This is a genomic window from Pseudomonas sp. CH235, assembly GCF_004368175.1.
Classification (GTDB): domain Bacteria; phylum Pseudomonadota; class Gammaproteobacteria; order Pseudomonadales; family Pseudomonadaceae; genus Aquipseudomonas; species Aquipseudomonas paraglycinae.
In genome coordinates this window covers 24,505-50,684 of sequence record NZ_RRZJ01000028.1, presented here as the reverse complement: position 1 = coordinate 50,684, position 26,180 = coordinate 24,505, and the positions used below count along the sequence as shown (strand labels likewise).

Here is a 26,180-nt window from a genome sequence, read left to right as displayed (position 1 = left end):
GACGACAGGTAGGGGGCACGGTTGCGGGTCATCTTAGAAGTGCACCTTCACCAGCAGGCTGGCGGTGTTCTGGTTGGTGTCGAAACTGTGGGTGCTTTCGACCCCGTATTTGTTTTTCCAGTAGCTGTATTCGGTGCCGACGTACACCTGCTTTTCACCCCAGCCGAGGGCTTTGCCCAGGTCGTATTTGATCTGCGGGTTGATGTGCAGGTTGGCGTGATAGGTGCCACGGGAGTTCTGGTCGTTGTCGACCACCCAGTCCAGATAGCCGTCGATCAGCAGGTCGGAATTGCCCACGGGAATGCTGTAGGACCAGCCGGGCGTGATCTGCCAGACGCCGTCGCCGGGGCGCGGGCCTTCGGTCTGGCGGCGATAGAAGTTCAGGGTGAAATAGTTGAAGCCCGGCACCTTGAGGTCGAAGCCGGGGCCGATCAGATAGGCCTCGCTGTCGCCTTCGCCGTACTCGTAGGTCATGGCCAGCAGCACGTCCTTGATCGGGTCGAACTCCAGCTTCCTGTCGAAGATCTTGCCGAACGACAGGCGCGGGCTGAATTCGCCGTAGAACGCGTGGGGGCCTTTGTTGCGGTCTTCCTGGCCGTTGTAGAAGATCTTGTCGACGAACAGGAAGTTGTCGCCGTACTTCCACTTGTCGGCGTGCTCGAACGTCACCGTCTGCTGGATCGACGGGTTGATCGCGAAGTTCTTGCCGTACAGGTAGCTCAGGCTGTTGGTCTGCCACAGCAATAAATCGCCGGCCATGGCTTGCGATGCGGCCAGCAGGCCGCCGCTCAACAACACGTTGGTTTGAGTCCGGATCATCTGTTGCTCCCTCTTGTTTTTATTGTTTGAGGCAAAGCTGTCGCGAGGGGGCAGGCTTGGGCGAGCCCCCTTTTTTACTCTTCGGATCAGTGCGGGTGTGCGTGGCAGTCGTTGATCGCGGCGCGTTCGGCGCCGCCGAGGATGTTGAACAACAGGTTCAGCGTCAGCGCGCTGAGGGTGGCCATGGCGATCCCGCTGTGGGTGATCGGGCTCATCCACAACGGCAGGTGGGCGAAGAACTCCGGGCGCACCACCGGGATCAGGCCCATGCCGATGCTCACGGCTACCAGCAATTGATTGCGGCGGTCGCCGATGTCGGCTTCCTGCAGGATCTTGATGCCGGTCGCTGCCACCATGCCGAACATCGCAATCGCCGCGCCACCCAGCACCGCCGGTGGAATCGACGCCACCAGGAATGCCGCTTTCGGCAGCAGGCTCAGGACGATCAGCAAGCCGCCGGCAACGATGGTCACCGAGCGGCAGCGCACGCCGGTCATCTGCACCAGGCCGATGTTCTGCGCGAAGGAGGAGTGGGTGAAGGTGTTGAAGAAGCCGGCGAAGAACGACGCGCCGGCATCACACAGCAGGCCGCGACGCAGCATGCGCGGGCAGACTTCCTGGCCGGTGATCTTGCCCAGCGCGAGGAACATCCCGGTGGACTCGACGAAGATGATCACCACCACCAGGCACATCGACAGGATCGGTGCCAGTTCGAACTTCGGCATGCCGAAATGCAGCGGGGTGACGAACTGAACCCACGGCGCGTTGGCCATGCCGCTCAGGTCGACCATGCCGATGGCGCCGCAGAGCACGTAGCCCAGGCACATGCCGATCAGCACGGAAATGTTGACCCAGAAACCGCGCATGAAGCGGTGGATCAACAGAATGGTGGCCAGCACCAGTGCGGCGATGGCCAGGTAAATCGGTGAACCGAATTGAGCAGCGCCAGCGCCGCCGCCGGCCCAGTTCACGGCCACGGGGAACAGCGACAAACCGATCGAGGTGATGACCGTGCCGGTCACCAGAGGCGGGAAGAAGCGTACGACCTTGGACATGAACGGCGCGATGATCATGCCGAAGAACCCGGCGGCGATGGTGGCGCCGAAGATTCCCTGCAGACCGATGCCGGGCATGCCGGCCATGGCGACCATGCTGCCGACGGCGGCGAAACTGGCGCCCATCATTACCGGCATGCGAATGCCCATCGGGCCGATGCCCAGAGATTGCACGATGGTGGCGATGCCAGCGACCAGCAGGTCGGCGTCGATCAGGAAGGCGATTTCTTCACGACTCAGGCCAGCGGCCTGTCCAATGATCAGCGGTACCGCGATGGCGCCGCCGTACATCAGCAGTACATGTTGCAAACCGACCAGGATCAGTTGCAAAAGGGGCAAACGCTGAATGGCGGGTGCGTCGGGGATGCGCGCTTTGGACAGCTCGGACATGCAACACCTCGGATCTTTTTTATTCTTGTGATTAACAGCTGCCGGGTTGCTCACAGCTGTTTCTTTGCATCAGGTAAGCCGCGTTGCGGCTAATCGCTGGCAAGCCAGCTCCCACACAGGCAGTGCAAAACCCTGTGGGAGCTGGCTTGCCAGCGATGCTTTTACTGCTTAGTTGGTCTGGGCTCCCTGGGCGATCCATGCACCGATCAGGTCACGTTCCTGCTGGGTCATCTGTGTGATGTTGCCCAGTGGCATGATCTGCGTGGTGATGGCTTGCGCCTGGATCCGTGCCGCGTTCTGGCGGATCTGCTCGGGGGTGTCGAACATCACGCCGGCCGGTGCAGCGCTGAACAGCGGGCTGGTCGGTTTGGCCGAGTGACAGACCGCGCAGCGTTCCTGGATCACGTTGTGCACCTTGTCGAACGCAGGACCGGCGTTGGACGCCTGAGCCGGAGCGGCGGCCGGTGCAGCAGGGGCGGCCGGTTGTGCAGCTTCAGCCGGTTTCGCGCCACCACCCAGCGCCGTTTCCGGCAGTGGCTGGTACTCGATTTTCGCAGGCGCCTTGGCCACGTCTGGAGCGGTCGACATCGGCGCAGGGCCGGTGACGTACGCCAGACTGATCATGCCCACCGCTGCCACAGGCAGGGTCCAGGCAAACTTGTGGCTGTCGTGACGGGTGTTGAAGTAGTGACGCACCAACACCGCCAACACTGCGATCCCGGCCAGGATCAGCCAGTTGTACTGGCTGCCGTAAGTGCTCGGGAAGTGGTTGCTGATCATGATGAACAGCACTGGCAGGGTGAAGTAGTTGTTGTGACGCGAACGCAGCAGGCCTTTGGCCGGCAGGGCCGGATCCGGCGTGCGGTTCTCGGCGATCGCGGCGACCAGTGCGCGCTGGGCCGGCATGATGATGCGGAACACGTTGCCGACCATGATGGTGCCGATGATCGCGCCGACGTGCAGGTACGCACCACGACCGCTGAACACCTTGCTGAAGCCAAACGCCGCGCCGATGATCAGCACGAACAGGATGAAGCCGAGCAGGGCAGGTTTTTTGCCCAGAGGCGAATCGCAGAGGAAGTCGTAGATGAACCAGCCGGCGATCAGCGAACCGATGCCGATGGCCACGCCTTCAGGGCCGGTCAGGCCGCTGCCGGGTGCCACGAGGTAAAGCACGGGGTTGGAGTAGAACACCACGCACAGCAGCGCGATCCCCGACATCCAGGTGAAATAGGCTTCCCATTTGAACCAGTGCAGGTTCTCCGGCATCGACGGAGGGGCCAGTTTGTATTTTTCCAGGTGATAGATGCCGCCGCCGTGGATCGCCCACAGATCACCGGCAAGACCGGTTTTCGGGTTGACGCGGTTGAGGTTGTTCTCCAGCCAGACGAAGTAGAACGACGCGCCGATCCAGGCCACGCCAGTGATCATGTGAACCCAGCGCACGCTCAGGTTCAGCCATTCCAACAGATGTGCTTCCACAGTCTTTACCTCTCGCCCGTCACTCTTGTTGTCGAGTGATCGGACCTTCTCTTATTGGTGGGGGGCGAGGATCAAACGCTCATCCTCTTTGAAAAAATGCTCATCGCAGTTATTGCCTGTGCCACTGCGATCAACCACCAGGAAGTCATCCCGCTTTTCGATCGTCAGCACCGGGTGGTGCCAGACGCCGCGATGGTAATTGATGCCCTGCCTGCCGTTGGTGACGAAGGCGCGGACCAAGCCTGATACAGGTTCATCGCCAAGTGGCGCGACCACGATCAGAAAGGGGTTGCCGAGCAGCGGAATGAAAGCCTGGCTGCCCAGCGGATGGCGTTCCAGCATGCTGACGGTCAGCGGCATGTCCTGCGCGTCGGCGCGGAAGATGCTGATGATCGCGTTGTCCTCAGGCGTCGCGGTTTCGACCGTCGCCAGTTTGTGGAAGCGCATGGTCGAACCGTTGTTGATCATGAAGTGATCGCTGCCGTCGGTTTCGATCACGTCACCGAAAGGGGCGAAGGCTTCTTTGGTCAGCGGTTCAATCGTCAGTGTGCGCATGCTGTTCTTCTTAATCTCTTGAAAATTGATCGTTCCCACGCTCTGCGTGGGAACGCTGCCATGGACGCTCCGCGTCCACTGTGACGCGGAGCGTCACGGTATGCATTCCCACGCAGACGGTTCGACGCCTCGACGTGGGAACGATCGGGTGTTACTTCGCGACCTTGCCCAAAACGCGCAGGCGGCTCACACCACCGTCCGGGAACACGTTCAGACGGATGTGAGTGATCGGGCCCAGCGCCTTGATCTGCTCGACGAAGGTGTGTTCGGCGTGCATTTCCAGCTTCTGGCTTGGCAGCAGTTCGCGCCAGAACAGCGACTGGGTTTCGATCTGGCTGTCGGTGCCGCCCTTGACGAACGCGCCCTGGATCGAGCAGGTGTCCGGGTAGTTGCCCTTGAAGTGCAGGGTGTCGACGATGATTTTTTCGATCTCGCCCGGGTGGCCCAGCGCGACGATCACCCAGTCATTGCCCGGGGTGCGACGACGTGCGGTTTCCCAGCCGTCGCCCATGTTGATGCCACGGCCCGGGTTGAGAATGTTGCTCATGCGGCCGAAGTGTTCGTCGGAGCAGGCGAGGGCGCGGCCACCGTTGAGGGCTGCTGCCAGGTCCACTTGCTCGTTGTCGCCAACCGCCGACCAGTCGCGGAACGGAATGCCGTACACGCGCAGACGGGCCACGCCGCCATCCGGGTAGATGTTGAAGCGCAGGTGGCTGAACGCCTTGTCGTTGCTGATTTCGTGGTAGTGGTGGCTGTTGCCCTGCAGCTCGACGGCCGACAGCACTTCAGTCCACTGGGTGTTTTCGTCCGGCTCGCCCGACGCCAGGAAGCAGGCTTCCAGCGAGGCCGATGGCGGGAAGTTGCCGGTGAAGAATGAAGTGTCGATGTCCACGCCTTTGATCGAACCCGGTACGCCCAGGCGGATCACCGCGCTGTCGTAGCCTTCGAAGCGCTTGCGGCGCGATTCCCAGCCGTCCATCCACTTGCCGTTGTCATCGAACACGCCCTCCTTCCACACGGCCGGGGTCGGCTGAAACAGACGATTGGCGTCTGCGAACCAGTCATCGGTGACCGAGATGATTTTGGTGCCCAGACGGGCATCGGCCAGGTTGACGAACTTCTCGAAAGGTACGGCGTAAGCTTTCATTCTTCTTGTCTGCCTTTAAATAAGTGGCTTGGGATGCTTGCAGGGCCCTGGGAAACACAAGCGTTCTAGAGGCTTCTCGGGCCAGGCTCGCTAGAGAGTCAGTAATCGGAACAGGGCGATCTTGTTGATCTCCGCCAGCGCACATTTGAACTCGGTGTCGACCGGGTTGTGAATGCGCGTTTCGAACGCCGCGAGGATCTGATGCCGGTTGCTGCCTTTTACCGCCATGATGAAGGGAAACTTGAACTTGGCTTTGTAGGCGTCGTTCAGCTCGGTGAAGCGCTGGAACTCTTCGGCCGTGCATTGGTGAATACCGGCGCCAGCCTGTTCATTGGTGCTGGCTTCGGTCAACTCGCCCTGGACGGCAGCTTTGCCGGCCAGGTCCGGGTGAGCGTTGATCAGTGCCAGCTGACTGGCGTGATCGGCGCTCAACAGGATGTCGCTCATGCGCTGGTGCAGGGTTTCGATCTGGTCGATCGATGCGTCCTGGCCCAGGTCGAAGGCCTTCTCGGCCACCCATGGCGAATGTTCGTAGATGTCGGCGAAGGCTTTGACGAAGGCGTCGCGGCTCAGGGTCGATGGTTTCAGGGTTTGAAAGGTGCTCATTTGGCAGCCCCTTGGTACGGGTGGGTTTCGTGCCAGTGACGCGCGATGTCGACGCGGCGGCTGAACCACACCTGTTCATGACTTTTAGCGTATTCGATAAAGCGCTTGAGCGAAGCCAGACGCGCCGGACGGCCCACCAGACGGCAGTGCAGACCGATCGACAGCATCTTCGGTGCTTCGGCGCCTTCGGCATAAAGCACGTCGAACGCATCTTTGAGGTATTCGAAGAAATCGTCGCCCTTGTTGAAACCCTGGACCTGGGTGAAACGCATGTCGTTGGTGTCCAGGGTGTACGGGATCACCAGGTGCGGCTTGCCGGTCGGGTTGTTCGGTTCCCAGTAGGGCAGGTCGTCGTCATAGGTGTCGCAGTCGTAGAGGAAACCGCCTTCTTCCATCACCAGGCGACGGGTGTTCGGGCCAGTGCGACCGGTGTACCAGCCCAGTGGGCGCTCGCCGGTGAGTTCGGTGAGGATGCGGATCGCTTCGAGCATGTGCTCGCGTTCCTGCGCTTCGTCCATGTACTGGTAGTCGATCCAGCGGTAGCCGTGGCTGCAGATCTCGTGACCGGCCTCGACCATCGCGCGGATCACGTCCGGGTGACGCTGGGCGGCCATGGCCACGGCGAAGATGGTCAGCGGAATGTCGAATTCCTTGAACAGTTTCAGGATCCGCCAGACGCCGGCACGGCTGCCATACTCGTAAAGCGATTCCATGCTCATGTTGCGCGCGCCTTGCAGAGGCTGAGCAGCAACCATCTCGGACAGGAAGGCTTCGGATTCTTTGTCGCCATGCAGAATGTTGCGCTCGCCGCCTTCTTCGTAATTGAGTACGAACGACAGGGCGATCCGGGCATTGCCCGGCCAGTGTGGGTGAGGAGGGTTACTGCCGTAACCGATCAGGTCGCGTGGGTAGTCAGCGCTCACTGCAGTCTTCCTTCTTATTCGTTGACAGATTGTGTGGCGCCCTGAAGTTTGAATGGCAGGCTGGCGTCACAGCGATGGGCTGATTGTATACAACTTTATTCTCAATTTGTAAGCCTGAATTTTCGCATTTTTCACCGGCTGTCATCTTTTGCTGTTAATGGCGTGAACCTGCAAGAAACCTGCCTGACCAGTCAGCTAATGGATTGGGGGTTCAATGAATGCGAGGTTATGGGGCAAATCACCGGGAAATCGAAGGATGGCGGGGGTAGCAGCAAAAATGTCGTTTTTATTGTGTACAATTTTTTTGAAAAGTGTCTTAATCAATCGCTCGCCGCAGCTTTTCGTGCTCCGAAACGGTGCGGTCTCCTTTTCAACTGACTTCGGGAGGCGCGAGGTCTGACTGCTCCACGCAGGCAGGCGCGCAGAATCAATGGGACGTTTGACAACACACGTTTTGGACGCTGCACACGGTTGCCCGGGCAGCTCGATCAAGGTCGAGTTGTACCGCGTTGAAGGTTCGCACCTGGAATTGGTCGCCAGTGCGCTTACCAACAGCGATGGCCGGGTCGATGCGCCGCTGCTGCAAGGCGATGACTATCGTACCGGTGTCTATCAGGTTCAGTTCCACGCCGGCGATTACTACCGAGCCCGTGGCGTCCAGTTGCCGGAGCCGGCATTCCTGGACGTGGTCGTGCTGCGGTTCGGCATCTCTGCCGAACAGGATCACTACCACGTACCGTTGCTGATCTCGCCTTACAGCTATTCCACCTATCGGGGCAGCTGACCCCCAAGCAGCTGCCCCTACCGGGAAGCGACTGCGCATATAGCTTCTTTGGTCTTTCGCCCGCTCACACTGCGGGCTTTTTTTCGTCTGTCATTCAGCAATCTGCGATCACAGCCGTGGGTGCCCGTCGCGCACGATAAACACTGTGTCGTCAGCGTTTGCAAGCGTCTGCGGGCCGCCCCTGAGCCAGACGACTTTGTTTCTGGCATTTGCTGCGATCACCGCTGCCGCCGCCGGTGCGCCCACCTGAATATGCAGGCGCAAGCTGGCGCTGTTCTGATCGACATTCAGAGTCTGGTTGATCTTGCGGCCCCGGATGCGATGCAGGCTGATGAAGAATACATAGTCATGCCCGGTGCGCTTGAACACCAATGCCGGATACGAGTTGGAAGGGCTAGGATCGAACACGGCGTAACCGTTACGGGTCAGCAGCGTCGCCATGAAGCGTTTGAGATCCACCGCCGATTGGGTATTGGTCGAATACAGCCATTCCTGGCGAAACAGCGCCGGATCGAAATCCAGTCGATGCAGCGGACCACCCGATTCCGGCGTCGGTAGTTCGATCACACGGATCGTTCCAGCGCCCGACGTTGGCAGGATCGGCAACATCAGCAACGGATCCGCCAATTGCGGGCGTGGAGTGTCGTTTCCGGTTTCCCAGTCGTTGAAGGTTTGTCGCAGCAAGGTCAGTCCCGAACCGGTGGCGGTATTGGTTCCGTTTGCCAGCACAAACTGGTGAAACGCGACATTCTCCTGCGAGCTCGCGGACAACTCGGGAAAGTATCGAGCGACGTAATTCGTCAATGGACGATCGAATGGCAACGTCGGATCGATTTGCCAATGATGGGCAGGCGGAACCTGAATGGCGCCTCGCGGCTGTTGCTGCGGGTCCAGTCGGAGTGTGCGCTCCAGCAGGTCGAAGTCGTAGATCAGGTGACTCGGGTTCTTGATATAGACGATCGGATCTCTCGCATCGCCTGGCGGAATGACTTTGTACTGGATACCGTCGACGCGAATGTCACCCGGGGTGGCATGTTGCGGGTCGATGCCCCAATCGCTCCACGGCGTCTCTTCCAGGCGAGAGCGTTTTGACGGTACGGCTGACGGTTCATCATCCGGCAATCGGTGGCGTGTGATGGTCAGCCTGGAAGTATCTGGCGCGGTTTCCACGGGAACCGGGCGCCACATCAGCGTCCCTTCAACCCGCTCCAGCAACGGACCGGACGCGAAGAATTCGTTCGATAAACGAGCTCTTACTCCATCCTGTGCATCGGGGTCGATCAGCACGGTGCCACCCTCGACAAGATCGACATAGGCATAGCGTCCGGCGGAACGAATGCCGCTCGGCAAGTCGGGAGGCGGCAACCTGTTGACCAGCCCGGGTGCAAGAAAATAACTGCCGATCGGCCTTTGCGCGGTGCTGGCCCTGACCTGTGTCTCGGCAGGAAGATCGTAGATTTCGATCATCTGACGGCGAGTCACGGGCGGCGCAGGCAATTGCCAGGCCGGATGCGTGAGGGTTGGGTCGATCAAGGTGTCGGGCGTCAGGCGTGGGGGGACTGGAATGTCCGGCGTGGTGTCTCGCACGACAGGCGTGGAGTCCGGTGTATCCGTTTTCGGTCGGGTGGGGCGTTTGGGGCTCATTGATGATCAGCCTTCGCGAAGAATGAAGAGGGTGGGTTGGTCCGGACTCGGTCGTTGAATGCCGCCCACCAGATAGTTGATTTTGTCTTGTGCCAGCAGGGTGTTCAGCCGTTGCCGTCCGGTTTCGTCGAGTGTCATCAGCGCTGCCGAGCTGGTCAGTTCGGAACCCGGTCGGGTGTATCGGGGGATGAAGTCGGAGGAAACGAGCGGGAGCTTCAGTACGAAAAGCGAGTCCAGTCCTTCCCGACGGAAAACCAGCGAGTTTTCCAGCAGCAGGGGATCTGGCGGACTGACCGTGTAGCCGCTCTTGACCAGAATTTTGTAGAAGAGCTTTTGCAAGCTCGCAGCCCCCGGTTCAGCCGTATATTCATTCCATTGCTGCGAAAATTTCTGCGGATCAATATCGACTCGCTGCAGGCTCGGCCCGCTTGTCGGGGGCAGTACGATCCCTCTCCCGAAAGTGCCGTCATCGATGATGGGCTGGATCGGCAGCAACATCAGCGGATCTGCGAGCTGTCGGTGGGCAGGGATGGTCCTGTTTTCCCAGTAACGGAACGTCTGGCTCAGTGCCTGCAATCCCTCACCATTGATCACTTCGGCGCCACGTGACGCGCTGAACATGGCCTTGGCCACGGCCCTGGCGGATTGCCCGGACAAGTACTCGAAGGTATCGGCGACGTATTGCGTCAGCGGTTTTTCGAATGGCAGGTGATCGTCTGCAACGACCCACCGGTTGTCCGGGGCACGGGCTGCCCAGCGCGGTTGCAGCGTGCGATTGTCTACGAGCATCTGTTCGAAAGCTTCGAAGCGTTCCGGGTTGAAGCGCGGGTGCTTGATGCAGACGATGGGAGTATTGGAGCGAACGATCTGCGACACGATCGGGTAGTGCAGCCCATCTACTTCAACCGATTGACCGCTGGTGGGTTTTGACGGTTGACCCCAGCTTCGCCATGGCTTGCTGGACAGGTCCAGTGGTTGCTGGATGGTTGTCGAAGCCTTGTCGGCGAACGGGTCCGGATCGGTCGACGCGTCATCCTCATTCAGTCGCGGGCGTTTGCTCGGACCGGCTTGCTCGTCCGGCTCGTCGACATGCGGGCGACGTGCCGCGATGGCTTGGCGTTTTTGCCACAGATTCGTGCCATGGATCCGCTCGACTTGAAAACCGGATGGCGTCAACTCGCTGGCCGAGGTCAGTTGATAGCGGCCGTCAGGGTGTTGATGAACCATGGCAGTGCCTTCGCGCATGTCGACATAGGTTCGTTCACGACCGTCACGGCGAATGCCTTGCGGTGAGTCTGCTGCCGGGGTCAGCCTGAGGGCCAGATGAACGGGAATGAACACGGGTGATGTCGGCCTCGCCGAGGCGTCAGGTGCAATGACTGACCCGTGTGGATGCTGGCGGGTCAGCATCTCGCTGACCTCGACCGAGGGCTGTTTGCCCCCGCCATGGTCTGCCGTGTGTTGCGATGAATGTCCGGCGAACGTCAGCTCGACGGTTGGCAAATGCGTGCCGGGGCGAATGTTCGAAACGTGATCGACATTGACAAGAGGCGTGTCTGTCAAGGACCTGGGAGGCGACGAACTCGCGGGAGGAATCTGCTTGGGTGGCTTGGCCATTTGAAGTGCTCCGATGTACGACTGATTCAGCGGTGTAAAGCCATGGAGTGGTGCTGGCTAAAGGGGGCTGAATGATCGTCAAAGCAGGCTTCTGGCGTGTGGTACATATATCAATTGGCGCAAGCGACTGATGCAAAGCGTTTCCAGCGGAGTCCGTGACTCCCGAGGGCGTCAGTTGTAGTGCGATTGTCCGGATAAAAGCCAGGCGAGGTGTTTCGCCTGTTCCAGTTTTGCCGGGTAATCCAGCGAGAGATCGCCCATCAGCCTGACGCATTGATCGCGCAAGGCTCTCAAAGCTTGCTCGCCAAGTGGAGGAGAGTAAGCGAGACCGATCTGTGCCACTTCTTCGAACAGTTTCAGTTGGTGGGTGCAGTGGTTGGTTGTCTGCAGATCCTGGCGGTCAATGGTGCGGGACTTGTCTGTGTCGAGCATCCATTTGCGCTGTGTCAGGTGATACCGCAGTGCACCGAGGCTGCCATCTTTCATGACCATGTTGCGTACAAGTATGTGGTCTTCCGGATGTTGCTTCAGCCCGGCAGGCAAGGGAGTCGAAACGTCGGTTGCCGGTACCAGGAACCGTGCGTCTATCGCTTCGATATAGACCGCCTCGAAAATCAGATCGACCGCCCAGACAATGCCCTGCGCGGTTATCACGCGAACCTGGTCGATCAGGTCGCCCGTGTTCTGGTATTGCGGCAGATAGATGATCGTCTGGCCGATCTGCAACTGGTTGTCGATGAGCCTGATCTCCACCTCGCCCAGGCTGGAGGCGTCGAATTCCCAGGTCGAGGAAAAGGCCAGTTGCTGGCTCGCGGTCGCCAATGCGCCTGGCGTGGAAATGCGCAACGACATGCCGGGGTTGAGGTGGACGAGGTACTTCGAACCTTCACCGGTGAGGCTTTCCACGGCAGTCTGTTGCGCAGCCGGTTTGAGCATGACGCACTTCTCCCCGCTACCTAGCGCATGTGTCTGGTTGTCGAGCGGTTGCAGGTATTGATGCGTTCCCGCTCTGGGGGAAAGTGGCAGAGGCACGTTGCTGGTCCAATGCATCGGGCCGCTTATTTCAAACGTGTCGTTCAAAAAATGACTTTCGGTGACAGGGGGTTGGATAAGTCGATAAGACGCGCCGTCGTTCATGATCAGAATGAACGAGTGGTTGGTTGCCAGCTCGGGGGCCTTCAACCGGGGCTTGAGATCGCGCATGCCGGACACGGTCGAAGAGGCAAGATTTTTGATCGATAGCTGTTTGCTGCCGAAATGCAGGGTCAGCCCGCATTCCTTGTACATGATGTAGTTGAAATGAGTTCCGCGCATGAGGTCGGCGTTGTAATAAGCCTCGACGTGAGTCAGTTCTGTGCTGGCACAATCGATGTGCAGCGTAGTGACCCCTGTATTACCGGGCGTTGTTACCTGGAAAACCGTCTGGATATTGTTGCGTGACAGCCAGTAGCTCGAACTTCTGTCGTTGGGGACGGTGAGCTGCTTATCAAACACAATGACCGGAAGCTGGCGTGTTCCCTGTCGCAGGATCACCACTTCCACATCGACCGCTAGCGGCGTTTCTATGCTGGCTGGAAGTTCCGGCACGAGATGAAATCCATCTTTGCTGATGAAGGTCAGTTTTCCATTCTGTAGCAATCGTTTGTCCCCGGTTTGCTGGTAGACATTCTTGATCCGGACAATTTTCTTGCTGGTATCGTCGAATTCGAATCCTGACGTGATGACCAGTTCCCGTTTTTCAATCTTCCAGCTTTCGATCAGCTCGCAGGGCCAGTCCAGCGCAATGATGCTTTCATCTGCGCCGTCTTCAATAATCGATACCATGCCGGGGACGTGAGCGATTGCGTAGGCATCCTTGCCTTTGCCGCCATTGGCCGATACGTAACTGCCGAGTAAATAAATCTGGTCCTCGCCGGGGCCTGCATCAATCTCGTCGCGACCACGGGACTTGATGATGTTCGGACCGTCACTACCGATGACTTCATTGGTTGCACCGGCCAGCGTCTCGACGTTTTCGATACTTCGCAGATGACTGTGCAGCCTGTAGGCCTGCTCTTTTGGAGTGAGCGGCTTGACCAGCAGCGACATCTCGCCCTTATGCAAATCAACTCGGAATCCGTAACGATCGTCGTTGGTTTGCGGAAAGTGCCCCGCCAGTTTCAGCGTGTCGTTACCTGCATCACCTTGCAGTTCGGAGATCAGTGTTTCTTGCGTGCCGGTTTTCAGCAGGTCGGCAGCGCCCTCGAAGATGAACTCGTCGGCTTTCTCGCCACCGTTCAGGGATTTATGGCCGGCACCGTAATAGAGCCTGTTCGGTTTTTTCTTTACCCCCAGAATCGTGTCGTTACCGCCACCGATAAACCATAGGATGTCTTTGTCGTAGGCAGAAGTTCCAAACACTGCCCCGGGTGTGTCTTGGGTGACGCCTGCATGTGCGTCGATGTTGTCGTTGTTATCGCTGATTCGTGGACGCTTGATGGTTTTGTACTTCGGGTTTTCCGGGGTCCACTCATAAGTCGCGACCTGGAGTGATTCGACTTCCACCCGGAAACTGCCATTGATGATGGCTTCGGTCTGATCCTTGAGTGTTTCGTCCAGCAACTTGCGGGCGGTGGTTTGAAGTTGTTGTGAATGTCGGGCAGCCGATCTGGCAATGAGGTGACGATCTTCAATGCTTTCATCCGGGCTGATGCCCCAGAAAGCGAACCAGCCGGTACGCAGACGCTCTTCGGTGGTCAGCGTGATGTAATCGTCAATGTCATCGACTACATTGATTGCCGCCCAGACTCGCGATCCCGCGACCAGCAGCAAACCCGCGATCAGCCCGATCGGGCCGGCCGAGGAAAATCCGGCCAGGGCCGCGGCGCCGAGCAGCACGGTAATGGTCGCGCTGGTGACGCTCAGCCCGGCATTCACATAATTATTGATCGACTCTTTCCCGGTTGTCCTGGCTGCCGCTTTGAAACCATCCACTGCAGAAATGACATCGAACGGCAGCGTCAGGGCACCTCCGATCAAGCCACCGCCGCGACCCAACTTGAGGGCGAAACTGGTTTTGGCAAATCCCTTGTAGGCACTCTCGCTGGCTTTGAGCATTTGTGTGGCTTTGCGGGCGACGGCCAGATCGATCGCTATCGAAGCGACATCGGCGGTGAACGCCGAGCTGTTGAACACAATGCCATACGAATCCTTGTCTCTGATCGCATCCTGCAGACCGCGAAGACCACTGTAGATACCGAACGCCTGAAGTCCGATACCGGTGCTGGCCATGGTTCGGCTGCTTGAGCGTTTGACCCAGTTGGGAAGTGGCTCCTCGATATGGGCATGGCGGATATTGAGTCTCTGCGCCGAGTTCAGAAGTTGTTTCAGCTTGGCCTGATAAGCACCTGGATCGGTTTGAGTATCGAGTGGATCAATCAACAAGGGAGGTGCCGTGAGAGGGCGTCGGCTGGCCATTTCGAAGAGCAGGGCCGGCAGTAAATAGTCGTCTGCGCCGGTCGTTGTTTTCATCCGCGCTTCAATGGCGACCGGGTCAAATTGCAGGGCGTTGATAAAGCGCTTTCCTGGGGTACGGAAAAACGTGTTCTTGCCATCCAGGGGTTGCCCGTCGACCGTTGCGCCCAATGTGTCCAGCGCTCTGCGGCTAATGGAGTATTCGCCTATCTGCAGCGGGCCGAAGACTTGGTCCACGGTTTTAAGCTGCGCTCTTTTGTTTTTGAGCGCAGGAGAGGGCGGGCGGGAATTGTCGTCGTCATAGTCGATCGTTGAAAGTTGCCGTTCATTGGCGACAAGTTGCATGTCGGCAATGTCTGCGTCGTTATATTCGATCGAGGACGGGTGAATAAGCGTGGCCATTTGAACATCCTTGTTCTGAGATGAGGTTGTGCTGCGCCGTCATCTTAGGAAAAGGGTTCAAACGAAGTACATCGGCGGGGTGTTGCGGTGTGTTGCGTTTTGGAAGCGGAAGTTGCTGCCAGTTTCGATGCAGGACGTGAGTGTCGAAACTGGCAGTCAGATTCAAATCATCTGAGACTCAGAACATTGTCTGCAAGTATCAGTGCCCGCTGAGCAGCGATGCGGCACCGGCACCGCCGAACAATCCGGCGCTGATGCGGTTGAACCAGCTCTGGCCCTTGCCACTGCGCAGGTAACGCGCTGCACCATGGGCACCGAGGCCGTAGGTCAATTTGCACAGCAGATCGAGCAGCGTCCAGGTGGCGATCATCACCAGCAGTTGCGGCAGGAACGGTTGCTCGGCGCTGAGGAATTGCGGCAGAAACGCGGCGAAAAACAAAATGTCTTTAGGATTGCTGGCGCCAAGCACGAAGGCCCGGCTGAACAATGCGCGGAACTTAGGAACCGGTGCGGCCTGAGGCACTTCGGCCCCCACCGACGGCTGGCGCGATTGCTGCCAGCTCTGCCAGGCGAGGTAGAACAGGTAAATCGCGCCGACGATCTTCAGGGCGCTGAACAGTTTTTCGGACGCCAGCAGCAGGGCGCCCAGCCCCAGCGCCGAGGCACTGAGCAGGCAGATCGAGGCGAACACGCCACCGAGAAACGCCGGGTACGAACGGCGCAGACCGTAATTCAGACTGTTGCTGATCATCAGCAACGACAGTGGCCCCGGAATCAGGATCACCACCAGCGCAGCGCCGCTGAACAGCAGCCAGGTTTCCAGACTCATCACTTGCTCCTTTTTATCGTTATCAAGAATGTGCAAAAGCCCCACCCGGTGGGGTGAGGCTGTTTTGAAGCGTGAACCGCGTAGCGCTTACAGGAAGATGAACTTGGCGATGAAGATCGCGCAGAGCACCCACAGGCTGACGGAAATCTCTTTGTATTTACCGGTGCCGGCCTTCAGCGCGACATAGGTAATGAAGCCCAGCGCGATACCGTCGGCGACCGAGAAGGTCAGCGGCATCATGATCGCGGTGACGATCGCCGGAATGCTGTCGGTCGCTTCGTCCCATTCGATGTGCGCCATGCCGCCCATCATCAGCATCGCTACGTAAATCAGCGCGCCGGCGGTGGCATAGGCGGGAATCATGCCGGCCAGCGGTGCAAAGAACATCGCGGCTATAAATAGCACACCCACGGTGACTGCGGTAAGACCAGTCCGACCACCAGCCGCTACACCGGCGGCACTTTCCACGTAACTGGTGACCGGCGGAACGCCGACCACTGCGCCGAAAACGCTGGAGGCGGAGTCGGCTTTCATGGCGCGGGACAGGTTTTCGATGCGGCCGTCAGCGTTCACCAGGTTGGCGCGTTGGGCGACGCCCATCAGGGTGCCGGCGGTGTCGAACATGTGCACGAAGAGGAAGGCCAGCACCACGCTGATCATGCTGACGTTGAACACGCCGGCGACGTTCATGGCCATGAAGGTCGGCGCCAGGCTTGGCGGGGCGGACATGATGCCCTCGTAGTGCACCAGACCAATCCCCCAGCCGGCCAGGGTCACGGTGATGATGCTGATGAGGATCGCGCCGAACACTTTGTGATAGCTGAGGATCGCGATCATCAGGAAGCAGATGGCGGCAAGCAGCGGACCGGGTTCACGCAGCGAGCCGAGCTTGATCAGGGTGGCCGGACTATCGACGACGATGCCGGCGGTTTTGAGGCCGATCAGCCCGAGGAACAGACCCACACCGGCGCCCATCGCATAGCGCAGGCTCACCGGAATGCTGTTGAGCAGCCATTCGCGAATCCGCGAAAAGGTCAGGATCATGAATAGCACGCCCGAGACGAACACCGCACCGAGGGCCGTTTCCCAGTTGTAGCCCATGGTGCCGACCACGGTGTAGGTGAAAAACGCGTTGAGGCCCATGCCCGGCGCCAGGCCTACCGGCCAGTTGGCGTAAAGGCCCATCAGCAGGCAGCCCAGCGCGGCGGCGATACAGGTAGCGACGAAGGCTGCACCGTGATCGATCCCGGCATCGGCCATGATGTTCGGGTTGACGAAAATGATGTAAGCCATGGTGATGAAGGTTGTCAGACCGGCAATCAGCTCGGTCTTCACCGTGGTGCCATGCAAGCTGAGTTTAAAGATGCGCTCCAGCAGGCCATTGCGTAACGGCGGCGAGAGTTCCAGCGTCGATGCTTCGGATTTGCGGCTTTCCACAGCGAGTACTCCTCAAGAGTTTTATTGTTATTTCCAGGACCGGACCCATGAGGGGTGGCAGCGGCCCTTTGAGGCATACGCGAATTTGTTGACCATGCGGTCAGGAACTCGCACGCTGTGGATTATGCTTTTGTGTACAAATAAAGCAAATATTGTTTTTGGTTTTGTAGACGAAAAGACTGGTGATCGAGCTATATCACTCGGTTGGGCGGTTGGTTCCCAGCGCCAGATTCACCGCCAGCCAGCCGTTGACCGCCGTCTCGCCGGCTTCGGCAAAGACGCGCTCGAGCAATTTCACCTGCTCGCGGCGCAATGCCTGTTCAAATTTCGCACCTTCAACGGTCAGCTCCAGCAGGCGTTTGCGCTTGTCAGTCTCGGACGCCACGCTGTCCACCAAGTGCATTTCCTGCAATTGCCGCAGCGGCATGTTCAGCGCCTGCTTGCTGACACCGAGCAACGCGAGCAATTCCTTGACGCTCAGGTTCGGGTAGCGGGCGATGAAAAACACGATGCGTTGATGCACTCGGGATAGGCCACGACGCTCGAGCATTTCGTCGGCCTTGGCAGTGAACGCCTGGTAACCGAAGAAAAACGCTTCCATGGCTTGTTGCTGGCTGGCGCAATTTTTAAGGTCAAGCATATTGACGTTTCCAGAGAGGGTGTCGTAATTTCAGTCAACAAGTTTGACTCATTTTTCCCATGCCTCGCTAGCGGTGACTTCCATGGCTTTTTCCGAACGTGTCTCGCGCCTCAAAAGTTCTCTGATCCGTGAAATCCTTGCCGCGGCTCAGCGCCCGGAGGTCATGTCATTCGCCGGTGGTTTACCGGCCGAAGCGATGCTGCCGAAAGTTGAATGGGCTGAGATGCCGCTGTCTCTCGGCCAGTACGGCATGAGTGAAGGCGAGCCAGCACTGCGCGAAGCGCTGGCGGCAGAGGCGAGGGCGCTGGGTTTGCCGTGTGAGGCGAGTCAGGTGCTGGTGGTCAGTGGCTCCCAGCAAACCCTCGATCTGGCGGCCAAGCTGTACATCGACAAGGGCACCGAAATCCTGCTCGAAGCGCCGACCTATCTGGCGGCCTTGCAGATTTTCCAACTGTTCGGCGCCGATTGCCTGACCGTGCCGCTGGAGGCTGACGGGCCGAATCTTGCGCAGTTGCGTCAACGCCTGGAACAGCATCGCCCGGCGTTCATCTATTTGATTCCGACCTTCCAGAACCCGTCCGCCGTGCGCTACAGCGAAGCCAAGCGCGAAGCCGTTGCGGCATTGCTCGACGAATTCGGCGTGACCCTGATCGAAGATGAGCCTTATCGCGAGCTGACCTTCGACGGCGGCAGTGCCCAGCCGATTGCCGGACGCCTGAAAAAATCCAGCTGGATCTACACCGGCACCGTGTCGAAAACCCTGCTGCCAGGTCTGCGCGTCGGCTATCTGATCGCCAGCCCGGATCTGTTTCCGCATCTGCTCAAGCTCAAACAATCGGCGGATCTGCACACCAACCGCATTGGTCAGTGGCAGGCGTTGCAGTGGATCGGCAGTGAGAAATATCAGCAGCACTTGAGTGAATTGCGTGGCTTCTACCGTCAGCGTCGCGATGCATTTCAATCAGCGCTGGAAACTCACTTCGGCGATCTGGCGGACTGGAACACACCCCAGGGCGGGCTGTTTTTCTGGCTGACCCTGAAGCAACCGCTGGACACCCGCACCTTGCTGAACACCGCGCTGGCCAATGATGTGGCGTTCATGCCGGGCGAACCGTTCTTCCCCGAGCCGGATCGCAACCCCGGCCATCTTCGCCTGAACTTCAGCCACATCGATCCGGCACGACTCGATGAAGGGCTCAAGCGTCTGGCGGCGGTGGTGCGCCAGGCACAGGCCGCGCAGGCGGCATGAAAAAACCGGCCATCAGGCCGGTTTTTTTGGATCAGACTGCGGCGAACCGCTTGTTCAGATATTCGATGATCGTGTTGGACTCATACATCCAGGTGGTCTGGCCGTTCTCTTCGATGCGCAGGCACGGCACCTTGATCTTGCCGCCCTGTTCCAGCAGGGTCTGGCGATCCTGCTCGTTGTTTTTCGCATCCTTCAGGGCCACCGGAACGTTCAGGCGACGCAGGCTGCGGCGGGTCTTCACGCAGAACGGGCAGGCGTGGAACTGATACAGGGTCAGGTCTCTGGCGGCGGCATCAACCTGAGCCTGGGCAGCGGCGGGGCGCTGCTTCTTGCCCGGGCGGGTGAGGAAATCAACGAAGATGATCAGTTGGCCGAGGCCGACACGAAGCGCTTTGACGAACACGTTACAAGCCTCACAGGGACATTGAAGAAGGCGCGCAGCTTACCCGATTTTTCACGGACGAAAAAAAACCGGCGATCAACGCCGGTTTTTTTGTGTCACGCATTACTTGATCAGGCTGAGAAACTCGCTGCGGGTCGCCGCGTTTTCACGGAACTCACCGAGCATCACCGAGGTGATCATCGACGAATTCTGTTTCTCGACACCGCGCATCATCATGCACATGTGCTTGGCCTCGATCACCACGGCCACGCCCAGCGCGCCGGTGACCTGCTGGACCGCATCGGCGATCTGGCGGCTGAGGTTTTCCTGGATCTGCAGGCGGCGGGCGTACATGTCGACGATCCGCGCGACCTTCGACAGGCCCAGCACTTTGCCGCTCGGGATGTACGCGACGTGGGCCTTGCCGATGAACGGCAGCAGGTGGTGTTCGCACAACGAGTAGAGCTCGATGTCCTTGACCAGCACCATTTCGCTGTTGTCGGAGCTGAACAGGGCACCGTTGGTGACCTCTTCGAGCGTCTGTTCATAACCGCGGCAGAGGTACTGCATGGCTTTGGCGGCACGCTTTGGCGTGTCGAGCAGGCCCTCGCGGGAGACGTCCTCGCCCAATTGGCCGAGAATCGCGGTGTAATTCTGTTCCAGGGACATGAAACTACCTGTGGGGATTTTCGCAAAGGGCAAGGGTACGGTGGCGGACACGACCCTGCAAGTTCGGTGTGACGGGATTATTCGTCGCGGCCTTCCATCATGGTGCGTTTGAGCATCACATACACGGCGCCGGCACCGCCATGTTTCGCCTGGCACGAGCAGAAACCGAGTACTTGCGCATGCTGGCGCAGCCAGGTGTTGACGTGGCTTTTGATCATCGGCCGCTTGCCGTCCAGACGCACGGCCTTGCCGTGGGTGACGCGCACGCAGCGGATTTCGAATCTGGTCGCTTCGGCGAGAAAGGCCCAAAGGGTTTCGCGGGCCTTTTCGACGCTCATGCCGTGCAGGTCGAGGCTGCCTTCAAACGGGATCTGCCCGATCTTGAGCTTGCGCATCTGGCTTTCCTGCACCCCGTCGCGGGCCCACATCAGCTCGTCTTCGGGACCGACGTCGATCACGAACTGATCGGACAGTCCGTCAACGGTAGGGGTGTCGGTGCGCACGGTGGCGGACTGGCGCAGCTTGGCGATCCGGTCACGGTCTGCCTTGGGTTTGCCGGTGTCGGCGCGGTCGTGCTTGATCGGCTTGACGCCTTGGATCGCACTTTTGAACAGGGAAAAATCGTCGTCTTGCATGTCAGCCTCCGCGAAGGGCGGCCAGTTTACCCAAACAGACACAAAACGGCCCGGCAAAAAGCCAGGCCGTCGATCAATCGTGTTTTTTCATCAGGTGCGGGGACATGTTCAATTCCCGCGATTGCCGTGCGCGACGCCGGCAACGACGCCACAGGGCCACACCGAAATACAGGAACAGCAGGCCGACCGCGAGAATGATCGCCGAGCCGAGCGGTGTTGCATTCAGATCGCCGAGCGCCGGCGGGCGCCCCAGCAGGCTGGCGGCCCCGGCCATCGCCAGCAGCACGCCGAACGTGGCCAGAATGGCCGCGATCGCCGCGCCGAATCGAAATCGCCAGTTGCTTTGGCCTTTGGGCCGCAAGCGGCGTGCGTCAAATCCATCGGATAACTTCATTCCGACCTTCCTCAATGGGTATCGGCCCTTCGACCGGGAGTTGACCGGGTTGTTCCTGAGGCTAGGGTAATTGAAGCAAATGCGAGATTTTTGCAGATGAGCGGCGGGCTGAGCCGCTCATTTACGGTCGATCAGATCAGGTCCTGAGTCAGCGCGAGGGTGGCGAAGTTGTCGGCCATGATCGCCATTTCCGCTTCCTGTACCTGTTCGGCGCTGAGTACGCGGCCCTTGAACGGCAGATCGCGGGTGGCGCAGGCGTCTTCGACCAGGGTGCAGCGGAAACCCAGGTTCTTCGCCGCGCGCACGGTGGTACTGACGCTGGAGTGGCTCATGAAACCGCAGACGATCAGGTCCAGCGAGCCGATGGTTTGCAGACGATCGTAGAGTTCGGTGCCGTGGAAGGCGCTCGGCAGCAGTTTGCCGATGATGGTTTCATCGCCCTGGGGTTCCAGGCCGGGGATGAACTCGCCGCGTTCGCCCTGCGGGTCGAACAGACCGCCGACGGTGCCGAGGTGGCGCACATGCACGATCGGTCGGCCGGCTGCGCGGGCGGCGGCAACCAGTTGTTTGATGTTCGCGACAGCCGCGTCCATGCCGCTCAGGGCCAGCGGGCCGCTGAGGTACTCTTTCTGGGCATCGATGATGACCACGGTGGCATGGCTCAACGTGGCCGCTGCGTAACCGCGACCGCTGAGTTGAAACATCGTTTTTGGAACGGACATTCTGGGGCTCCTTCGGGTGGGGCTTTTGCGACATTGTCCTCTGGCTGAGCGGTTCTGTGAATCGCTACCATCGTAGACACCGTCGTTGCTGGCCTGCAGCCTTGTCAAGTTACACGATCTGTTCAATAGTCGAGGGGAAAATCGGAAGCGTCCTACCGTCGCCCCGGAATCTTTCCTGCGTCGTCGCGGCGCGTTTTGGCTGCTAGAATCGCCAGTCGTTTTTTCTGGAGTTCTGCCCCGTGATCACTTCCCGACTTCGTACCCTGCGCGACCACATCCGTTGGGCCGTCAGCCGCTTCCATGGGGAGGATCTGTTTTTCGGCCATGGCACCGACAATGCCTGGGACGAAGCCCGGCAGCTAGTGCTCGGTGCCTTGCACCTGCCATGGGAAATCGCCGACAGCTATCTGGATTGCGCGCTGGAGGACGATGAGCTGGTCAATCTTCAGCGCCTGCTCAAACGCCGCATCGAAGAGCGCATTCCGACCGCTTACCTGCTGGGCGAGGCATGGTTCTGCGGCATGTCGTTCATCGTCGATGAGCGCGTGCTGATCCCGCGTTCGCCGATTGGCGAGCTGATCGAAAACCGTTTTGCCCCATGGATCGGCGACGAACCCGCGCGCATTCTCGATCTGTGCACCGGCTCCGGCTGCATCGGCATCGCCTGCGCCTACGAGTTCCAGAACGCCGAAGTGGTGCTGGCGGATCTGTCGTTCGAAGCGCTGGAAGTGGCGAACCAGAACATCGAGCGTCATGGCGTCGATGAGCGTGTGTTCACCGTGCAGGGCGATGGTTTCGACGGCCTGCCGGGTCAACGTTTCGACCTGATCGTGTCGAACCCGCCCTACGTCGATGCGGAAGATTTCGCCGACATGCCGGACGAATACCAGCACGAGCCGGAACTGGGCCTGGCCTGCGGCGATGACGGTTTGAACCTGGTGCGCCGGATGCTCGCCGAAGCGGCGGATCATCTGACCGAGAAGGGTTTGCTGATTGTCGAGGTGGGCAACAGCCAGGTCCACGTCGAGGCGCTGTACCCGGAAGTCGATTTCGCCTGGCTGGAGTTCGAGCGCGGCGGGCATGGCGTGTTCATGCTGACCGCCGAACAGTGCCGCGCCCATCAGGCACTGTTCGCTTCCCGCGTCTGACTGACGTCGATCGTTCCCACGTCGAGGCGTCGAACCGTCTGCGTGGGAATGCAGCCCGGGACGCTCCGCGTCCCATCCGAGTCAAACGCGGAGTGTAGGAAAGATCAGTCAGCGGTGCGTTGCAATCCAGATCAGCAACCCGGCCTGAAACACCGCAAACGCCACCAGGCAAGTAATGGTGAAACGCAAACCGGCGTCTTCACGCTTGAACTTGCTGACCTTGTCTTCCTGCTTCTTCAGCTTCACTTCCTGTTCGGCCAGATTCTGCTCGGCCTGCTGCAACATCTGCGCAGCTTCAAGAATTTCGACGATCTGCAGCTTTTCGCTGTTCCAGTCACCCAGCAGGTCGCCGACCTTCACTTCTTTGACGCTACCCTTCAAATGCTGGGCGTCGGCGTAAACCACATCAAAGCCGTGCACCCGCAAAAAGTGATCGCGGCGCAGGCGAGTGTCCTCGTTCAGCGCGTCCTTGTTGTTCAAGTCCATGCCGTCGACGGTGTAGGTGGGCCAGCGTTTTTTTGCCCAGTTGATGCCCTGGGCAGCCATGAAACGGCCGATGCCACGGTTCATCGGTTCGATCTGCAAACCGCTGTCCGGGCCGAAATGCACGCGTTTGGTCGTATGGTCGACCCACACGTCCAGGTGATTCTGCTCTTTGCGCACGCGCTGAGCGGGCAACTTGATCGCCATGCGCATCAGACTGTGTTCTTTGCCGTTGCGCTCGGCGTAACCGAATTCAACGAAGCGCAGCGGCCGCCCGCCGGTGTTGCGGTCGGTCTGCAACGGCGCCAGGCGGAGCATCTTGTGGTGCTCGACGTGGACATCCGCCCATGGCAGCTCGACCGCTGGCGGTGCGTCTTTTTCAGCGGTGGTGTCGGGTGAAGTCTGGGTATCAGTCATAACGGCGAGATCCTGTCCAAGCTGCTTGCCGCCAGCCAGTACGCTGGCGACAAAGGCTTATCGGCCGTTTTTCAAAGTCCTAGAGGGTAAAAGAGCTTAACGGGTGCGAAGTCCGTCAATAAATTCAAGGACGCGTGTCCCCAGTTCCGCCGCCAGCGGCAAATTCGGGTCCTTGTAGGAGGCCAGTTGCCGCTTCACGTCGTTGGGCACGATGCGCAACACGTGGTTCATGCCTTCGATCAGCGCCAGTTGCGCGTCCGGTTTGGCGGCCTTGAGCAATTTCGCATCATCGACCTGAACCTGAATGTCGTTGCTGCCTTGCACGATCAGCGCCGGCATTTTCAGCTGGGCGAAGGCCGCCGCCGGATCCTGACGGAACAGCGAAATCAGGTACGGCTGTACACTCGGACGGAAGATCACCTGCAACGGCGCCGGCACATTGTCGTCGGTGCGCCCGGCCTTGAGGCTGTCGAGCAGTTCGTTGCTGCGCAGCATCAGCGGGGGAGGGAGGCTGCGGGCCAGTTGCCGACGCAGCACCTGATCGATCGGTCGGGCCGTGCCGGAGAGCGAGATGACCGCCGCCGCGTCGACCTTTGGCGCCGCCAGGCTGGCAATCAGCGCGCCTTCGCTGTGGCCGAGCAGGATCAACGGGCCGAAGCGCGGATCGGCTTTAAGCTTCTGACCCCAGGCCACGGCGTCCGCCACATAGGCTTCCACCGACAGGTTTCGCTCGTCCGGGGTAGCCGCAAGGCTGGCCGCCACCCCGCGCTTGTCGAAACGCACGCTGGCGACATTGTGTTTGGCCAGCACCCAGGCCAGTCGCTTGAGGCTGTCATTGCGCCCGCCATCGGGGTTGTTTCCGTCACGATCGGTAGGACCCGAGCCGGAAAGGATCAGGACAACCGGCACGGGGCTGTCGGATTTTGGCAGCAACAGCGAGCCGAAAAGTTCGCCATTGTCGGTAGTCAACGTGACCGGTCGTTGCAGGACAGTTGCCTGGACGAAGCCGGTAAACAGGGAAAGGCTCAAGATCAAAACTCGCAGCATCATCACGCCATCATTTGCCAAGGTGCCGGTTGGACTCACCCACACCGCTAAGGTTCGAGGATGAACTACTCGGTTAGCCTGCGTATACTGGCGCGCATCACGAATTTGGGTTCGATTTCACGGAGCGTCCTGCATGTCCGGCAATACCTACGGCAAGCTGTTCACTGTCACCACCGCGGGCGAAAGCCATGGTCCGGCGTTGGTCGCCATTGTCGACGGCTGCCCGCCGGGCCTGGAGATTTCCCTTGAGGACCTGCAACGCGACCTCGATCGCCGCAAGCCGGGCACCAGCCGCCACACCACCCAGCGCCAGGAAGCCGACGAAGTCGAAATCCTTTCCGGCGTGTTCGAGGGCCGCACCACCGGCTGCTCCATCGGCCTGCTGATCCGCAACACCGACCAGAAGTCCAAGGACTACTCGGCGATCAAGGACCTGTTCCGCCCGGCCCACGCCGACTACACCTACCACCACAAATACGGCGAGCGCGATTATCGCGGCGGCGGTCGCAGCTCGGCGCGGGAAACCGCCATGCGCGTCGCGGCCGGCGCCATCGCCAAGAAATACCTGGCCAGCCAGGGCATTGTCATTCGCGGCTACATGAGCCAGCTCGGCCCGATCGAGATCCCGTTCAAGACCTGGGAATCGGTCGAGCAGAACGCCTTCTTCAGCCCGGACCCGGACAAGGTGCCGGAGCTGGAAGCCTACATGGACCAGCTGCGTCGCGATCAGGATTCCGTCGGGGCGAAGATCACCGTGGTTGCCGAAGGTGTGATGCCGGGCCTGGGCGAGCCGATCTTCGACCGTCTCGACGCCGAACTGGCCCACGCACTGATGAGCATCAACGCGGTCAAAGGCGTGGAAATCGGCGCCGGTTTCGCCTGCGTTGCCCAGCGCGGCACCGAACACCGTGATGAGCTGACTCCGGAAGGTTTCCTCAGCAACAACGCCGGCGGCATTCTCGGCGGGATCTCTTCGGGTCAGCCGATCGTCGCGCACCTGGCGTTGAAGCCGACCTCGAGCATCACCACCCCGGGCCGTTCGATCGACATTGACGGCAACCCTGTCGATGTCATTACCAAGGGCCGTCACGACCCATGTGTCGGTATCCGCGCTACGCCGATTGCCGAGGCGATGATGGCCATCGTGCTGATGGATCACCTGCTGCGTCACCGTGGCCAGAACGCCGATGTGCGCGTGAGCACCCCGGTGCTGGGTCAGCTTTGATGGGTGATCTCAAAGCCGCCGCGGTC

24 protein-coding genes are annotated in these 26,180 nt (G+C 59.7%); 4 read left to right on the top strand and 20 right to left on the bottom strand.

Features of this window, described 5'->3' with window-relative positions; all coding sequences use genetic code 11:
- Nucleotides 1–33: 33 nt before the first annotated feature.
- From EIY71_RS23100 to puuE, 7 genes are all read right to left on the bottom strand, one after another.
- Nucleotides 34–819, bottom strand: coding sequence for an outer membrane protein OmpK (locus tag EIY71_RS23100; RefSeq protein WP_134023258.1), 786 nt, complete (start codon nucleotides 817–819; stop codon nucleotides 34–36).
- 86 nt (nucleotides 820–905) lie between these two features.
- Complete coding sequence (locus EIY71_RS23095; protein WP_134023256.1) at nucleotides 906–2,264, bottom strand: nucleobase:cation symporter-2 family protein; 1,359 nt, start codon at nucleotides 2,262–2,264, stop codon at nucleotides 906–908.
- A gap of 168 nt (nucleotides 2,265–2,432) precedes the next feature.
- The gene (locus EIY71_RS23090; RefSeq protein WP_085748492.1) at nucleotides 2,433–3,746 is read right to left on the bottom strand and encodes a urate hydroxylase PuuD; all 1,314 of its coding nucleotides are present in this window, start codon (nucleotides 3,744–3,746) and stop codon (nucleotides 2,433–2,435) included.
- Between the two features lie 51 nt (nucleotides 3,747–3,797).
- Entirely contained in the window at nucleotides 3,798–4,301 is a 504-nt protein-coding gene (locus EIY71_RS23085; protein ID WP_007960046.1) for an ureidoglycolate lyase, read from the bottom strand.
- Between the two features lie 151 nt (nucleotides 4,302–4,452).
- The gene (gene alc / locus EIY71_RS23080) at nucleotides 4,453–5,448 is read right to left on the bottom strand and encodes an allantoicase (RefSeq protein WP_007960036.1); all 996 of its coding nucleotides are present in this window, start codon (nucleotides 5,446–5,448) and stop codon (nucleotides 4,453–4,455) included.
- Between the two features lie 90 nt (nucleotides 5,449–5,538).
- Nucleotides 5,539–6,054, bottom strand: a complete 516-nt coding sequence (gene uraD, locus EIY71_RS23075) for a 2-oxo-4-hydroxy-4-carboxy-5-ureidoimidazoline decarboxylase (RefSeq protein ID WP_007960034.1) — start codon at nucleotides 6,052–6,054, stop codon at nucleotides 5,539–5,541.
- Nucleotides 6,051–6,977: an allantoinase PuuE gene (gene puuE, locus EIY71_RS23070; protein WP_007960032.1), complete on the bottom strand. Its 927-nt coding sequence runs from the start codon at nucleotides 6,975–6,977 to the stop codon at nucleotides 6,051–6,053. Before puuE ends, uraD begins: the two co-directional genes overlap by 4 nt.
- 430 nt (nucleotides 6,978–7,407) lie before the next feature.
- Between puuE and uraH the strand changes: the two genes are divergently transcribed.
- Nucleotides 7,408–7,761 (top strand): hydroxyisourate hydrolase, encoded by a 354-nt coding sequence (gene uraH / locus EIY71_RS23065; RefSeq protein ID WP_011333195.1) that lies wholly within the window; start codon nucleotides 7,408–7,410, stop codon nucleotides 7,759–7,761.
- A 108-nt stretch (nucleotides 7,762–7,869) separates the two neighbouring features.
- Here uraH and EIY71_RS23060 read toward each other — a convergent pair whose 3' ends face one another.
- The 6 genes from EIY71_RS23060 to EIY71_RS23035 form a co-directional block, all read right to left on the bottom strand.
- A complete protein-coding gene (locus EIY71_RS23060) occupies nucleotides 7,870–9,405 on the bottom strand; it encodes a hypothetical protein (protein WP_134023254.1) in 1,536 nt (511 codons plus the stop codon).
- Nucleotides 9,406–9,411: 6 nt separating this feature from the next.
- Nucleotides 9,412–11,022, bottom strand: coding sequence for a hypothetical protein (locus EIY71_RS23055; protein WP_134023252.1), 1,611 nt, complete (start codon nucleotides 11,020–11,022; stop codon nucleotides 9,412–9,414).
- Nucleotides 11,023–11,193: 171 nt separating this feature from the next.
- The gene (locus EIY71_RS23050) at nucleotides 11,194–14,877 is read right to left on the bottom strand and encodes a calcium-binding protein (protein ID WP_134023250.1); all 3,684 of its coding nucleotides are present in this window, start codon (nucleotides 14,875–14,877) and stop codon (nucleotides 11,194–11,196) included.
- Between the two features lie 199 nt (nucleotides 14,878–15,076).
- Complete coding sequence (locus EIY71_RS23045) at nucleotides 15,077–15,706, bottom strand: LysE family translocator (RefSeq protein ID WP_007960020.1); 630 nt, start codon at nucleotides 15,704–15,706, stop codon at nucleotides 15,077–15,079.
- An 87-nt stretch (nucleotides 15,707–15,793) separates the two neighbouring features.
- Nucleotides 15,794–17,143, bottom strand: a complete 1,350-nt coding sequence (locus EIY71_RS23040) for an NCS2 family permease (protein ID WP_007960018.1) — start codon at nucleotides 17,141–17,143, stop codon at nucleotides 15,794–15,796.
- Nucleotides 17,144–17,339: 196 nt separating this feature from the next.
- Nucleotides 17,340–17,783, bottom strand: a complete 444-nt coding sequence (locus EIY71_RS23035) for a MarR family winged helix-turn-helix transcriptional regulator (protein ID WP_134023248.1) — start codon at nucleotides 17,781–17,783, stop codon at nucleotides 17,340–17,342.
- An 82-nt stretch (nucleotides 17,784–17,865) separates the two neighbouring features.
- On the opposite strand from EIY71_RS23035, the gene EIY71_RS23030 reads away from it, so the two are divergent.
- A complete protein-coding gene (locus tag EIY71_RS23030; RefSeq protein ID WP_085748498.1) occupies nucleotides 17,866–19,032 on the top strand; it encodes a PLP-dependent aminotransferase family protein in 1,167 nt (388 codons plus the stop codon).
- A 31-nt stretch (nucleotides 19,033–19,063) separates the two neighbouring features.
- Here EIY71_RS23030 and EIY71_RS23025 read toward each other — a convergent pair whose 3' ends face one another.
- The 5 genes from EIY71_RS23025 to EIY71_RS23005 all read right to left on the bottom strand — a co-directional run bounded on the left by EIY71_RS23025 (nucleotide 19,064) and on the right by EIY71_RS23005 (nucleotide 21,834).
- Nucleotides 19,064–19,435, bottom strand: a complete 372-nt coding sequence (locus EIY71_RS23025; RefSeq protein WP_134023246.1) for a glutathione S-transferase N-terminal domain-containing protein — start codon at nucleotides 19,433–19,435, stop codon at nucleotides 19,064–19,066.
- Between the two features lie 102 nt (nucleotides 19,436–19,537).
- Complete coding sequence (gene folE, locus EIY71_RS23020) at nucleotides 19,538–20,083, bottom strand: GTP cyclohydrolase I FolE (RefSeq protein ID WP_003204506.1); 546 nt, start codon at nucleotides 20,081–20,083, stop codon at nucleotides 19,538–19,540.
- Nucleotides 20,084–20,160: 77 nt separating this feature from the next.
- Complete coding sequence (locus EIY71_RS23015) at nucleotides 20,161–20,718, bottom strand: Smr/MutS family protein (RefSeq protein WP_129973345.1); 558 nt, start codon at nucleotides 20,716–20,718, stop codon at nucleotides 20,161–20,163.
- Nucleotides 20,719–20,791: 73 nt separating this feature from the next.
- Complete coding sequence (locus EIY71_RS23010) at nucleotides 20,792–21,112, bottom strand: hypothetical protein (protein WP_007960009.1); 321 nt, start codon at nucleotides 21,110–21,112, stop codon at nucleotides 20,792–20,794.
- 131 nt (nucleotides 21,113–21,243) lie between these two features.
- Nucleotides 21,244–21,834: a cysteine hydrolase family protein gene (locus EIY71_RS23005; protein ID WP_011333204.1), complete on the bottom strand. Its 591-nt coding sequence runs from the start codon at nucleotides 21,832–21,834 to the stop codon at nucleotides 21,244–21,246.
- Between the two features lie 239 nt (nucleotides 21,835–22,073).
- On the opposite strand from EIY71_RS23005, the gene prmB reads away from it, so the two are divergent.
- Nucleotides 22,074–22,982: a 50S ribosomal protein L3 N(5)-glutamine methyltransferase gene (prmB, locus tag EIY71_RS23000; protein ID WP_007960007.1), complete on the top strand. Its 909-nt coding sequence runs from the start codon at nucleotides 22,074–22,076 to the stop codon at nucleotides 22,980–22,982.
- A 108-nt stretch (nucleotides 22,983–23,090) separates the two neighbouring features.
- Here prmB and EIY71_RS22995 read toward each other — a convergent pair whose 3' ends face one another.
- Both EIY71_RS22995 and EIY71_RS22990 read right to left on the bottom strand, forming a co-directional pair.
- Nucleotides 23,091–23,882, bottom strand: coding sequence for a hypothetical protein (locus tag EIY71_RS22995; RefSeq protein ID WP_085649374.1), 792 nt, complete (start codon nucleotides 23,880–23,882; stop codon nucleotides 23,091–23,093).
- Between the two features lie 96 nt (nucleotides 23,883–23,978).
- The gene (locus tag EIY71_RS22990; protein ID WP_102688278.1) at nucleotides 23,979–24,932 is read right to left on the bottom strand and encodes an alpha/beta hydrolase; all 954 of its coding nucleotides are present in this window, start codon (nucleotides 24,930–24,932) and stop codon (nucleotides 23,979–23,981) included.
- 130 nt (nucleotides 24,933–25,062) lie between these two features.
- On the opposite strand from EIY71_RS22990, the gene aroC reads away from it, so the two are divergent.
- Nucleotides 25,063–26,154: a chorismate synthase gene (aroC, locus tag EIY71_RS22985; protein WP_011333207.1), complete on the top strand. Its 1,092-nt coding sequence runs from the start codon at nucleotides 25,063–25,065 to the stop codon at nucleotides 26,152–26,154.
- Nucleotides 26,155–26,180: the final 26 nt, after the last annotated feature.

Bases quoted from the DNA above. Each gene is read 5' to 3' on its own strand.
- EIY71_RS23100 (WP_134023258.1), bottom strand. From the start codon at position 819: ATGATCCGGACTCAAACCAACGTGTTGTTGAGCGGCGGCCTGCTGGCC.
- EIY71_RS23095 (WP_134023256.1), bottom strand. From the start codon at position 2,264: ATGTCCGAGCTGTCCAAAGCGCGCATCCCCGACGCACCCGCCATTCAG.
- EIY71_RS23085 (WP_007960046.1), bottom strand. From the start codon at position 4,301: ATGCGCACACTGACGATTGAACCGCTGACCAAAGAAGCCTTCGCCCCT.
- alc (WP_007960036.1), bottom strand. From the start codon at position 5,448: ATGAAAGCTTACGCCGTACCTTTCGAGAAGTTCGTCAACCTGGCCGAT.
- uraD (WP_007960034.1), bottom strand. From the start codon at position 6,054: ATGAGCACCTTTCAAACCCTGAAACCATCGACCCTGAGCCGCGACGCC.
- uraH (WP_011333195.1), top strand. From the start codon at position 7,408: ATGGGACGTTTGACAACACACGTTTTGGACGCTGCACACGGTTGCCCG.
- EIY71_RS23060 (WP_134023254.1), bottom strand. From the start codon at position 9,405: ATGAGCCCCAAACGCCCCACCCGACCGAAAACGGATACACCGGACTCC.
- EIY71_RS23055 (WP_134023252.1), bottom strand. From the start codon at position 11,022: ATGGCCAAGCCACCCAAGCAGATTCCTCCCGCGAGTTCGTCGCCTCCC.
- EIY71_RS23050 (WP_134023250.1), bottom strand. From the start codon at position 14,877: ATGGCCACGCTTATTCACCCGTCCTCGATCGAATATAACGACGCAGAC.
- EIY71_RS23045 (WP_007960020.1), bottom strand. From the start codon at position 15,706: ATGAGTCTGGAAACCTGGCTGCTGTTCAGCGGCGCTGCGCTGGTGGTG.
- EIY71_RS23035 (WP_134023248.1), bottom strand. From the start codon at position 17,783: ATGCTTGACCTTAAAAATTGCGCCAGCCAGCAACAAGCCATGGAAGCG.
- EIY71_RS23030 (WP_085748498.1), top strand. From the start codon at position 17,866: ATGGCTTTTTCCGAACGTGTCTCGCGCCTCAAAAGTTCTCTGATCCGT.
- folE (WP_003204506.1), bottom strand. From the start codon at position 20,083: ATGTCCCTGGAACAGAATTACACCGCGATTCTCGGCCAATTGGGCGAG.
- EIY71_RS23015 (WP_129973345.1), bottom strand. From the start codon at position 20,718: ATGCAAGACGACGATTTTTCCCTGTTCAAAAGTGCGATCCAAGGCGTC.
- EIY71_RS23010 (WP_007960009.1), bottom strand. From the start codon at position 21,112: ATGAAGTTATCCGATGGATTTGACGCACGCCGCTTGCGGCCCAAAGGC.
- EIY71_RS23005 (WP_011333204.1), bottom strand. From the start codon at position 21,834: ATGTCCGTTCCAAAAACGATGTTTCAACTCAGCGGTCGCGGTTACGCA.
- EIY71_RS22995 (WP_085649374.1), bottom strand. From the start codon at position 23,882: ATGACTGATACCCAGACTTCACCCGACACCACCGCTGAAAAAGACGCA.
- EIY71_RS22990 (WP_102688278.1), bottom strand. From the start codon at position 24,932: ATGATGCTGCGAGTTTTGATCTTGAGCCTTTCCCTGTTTACCGGCTTC.
- aroC (WP_011333207.1), top strand. From the start codon at position 25,063: ATGTCCGGCAATACCTACGGCAAGCTGTTCACTGTCACCACCGCGGGC.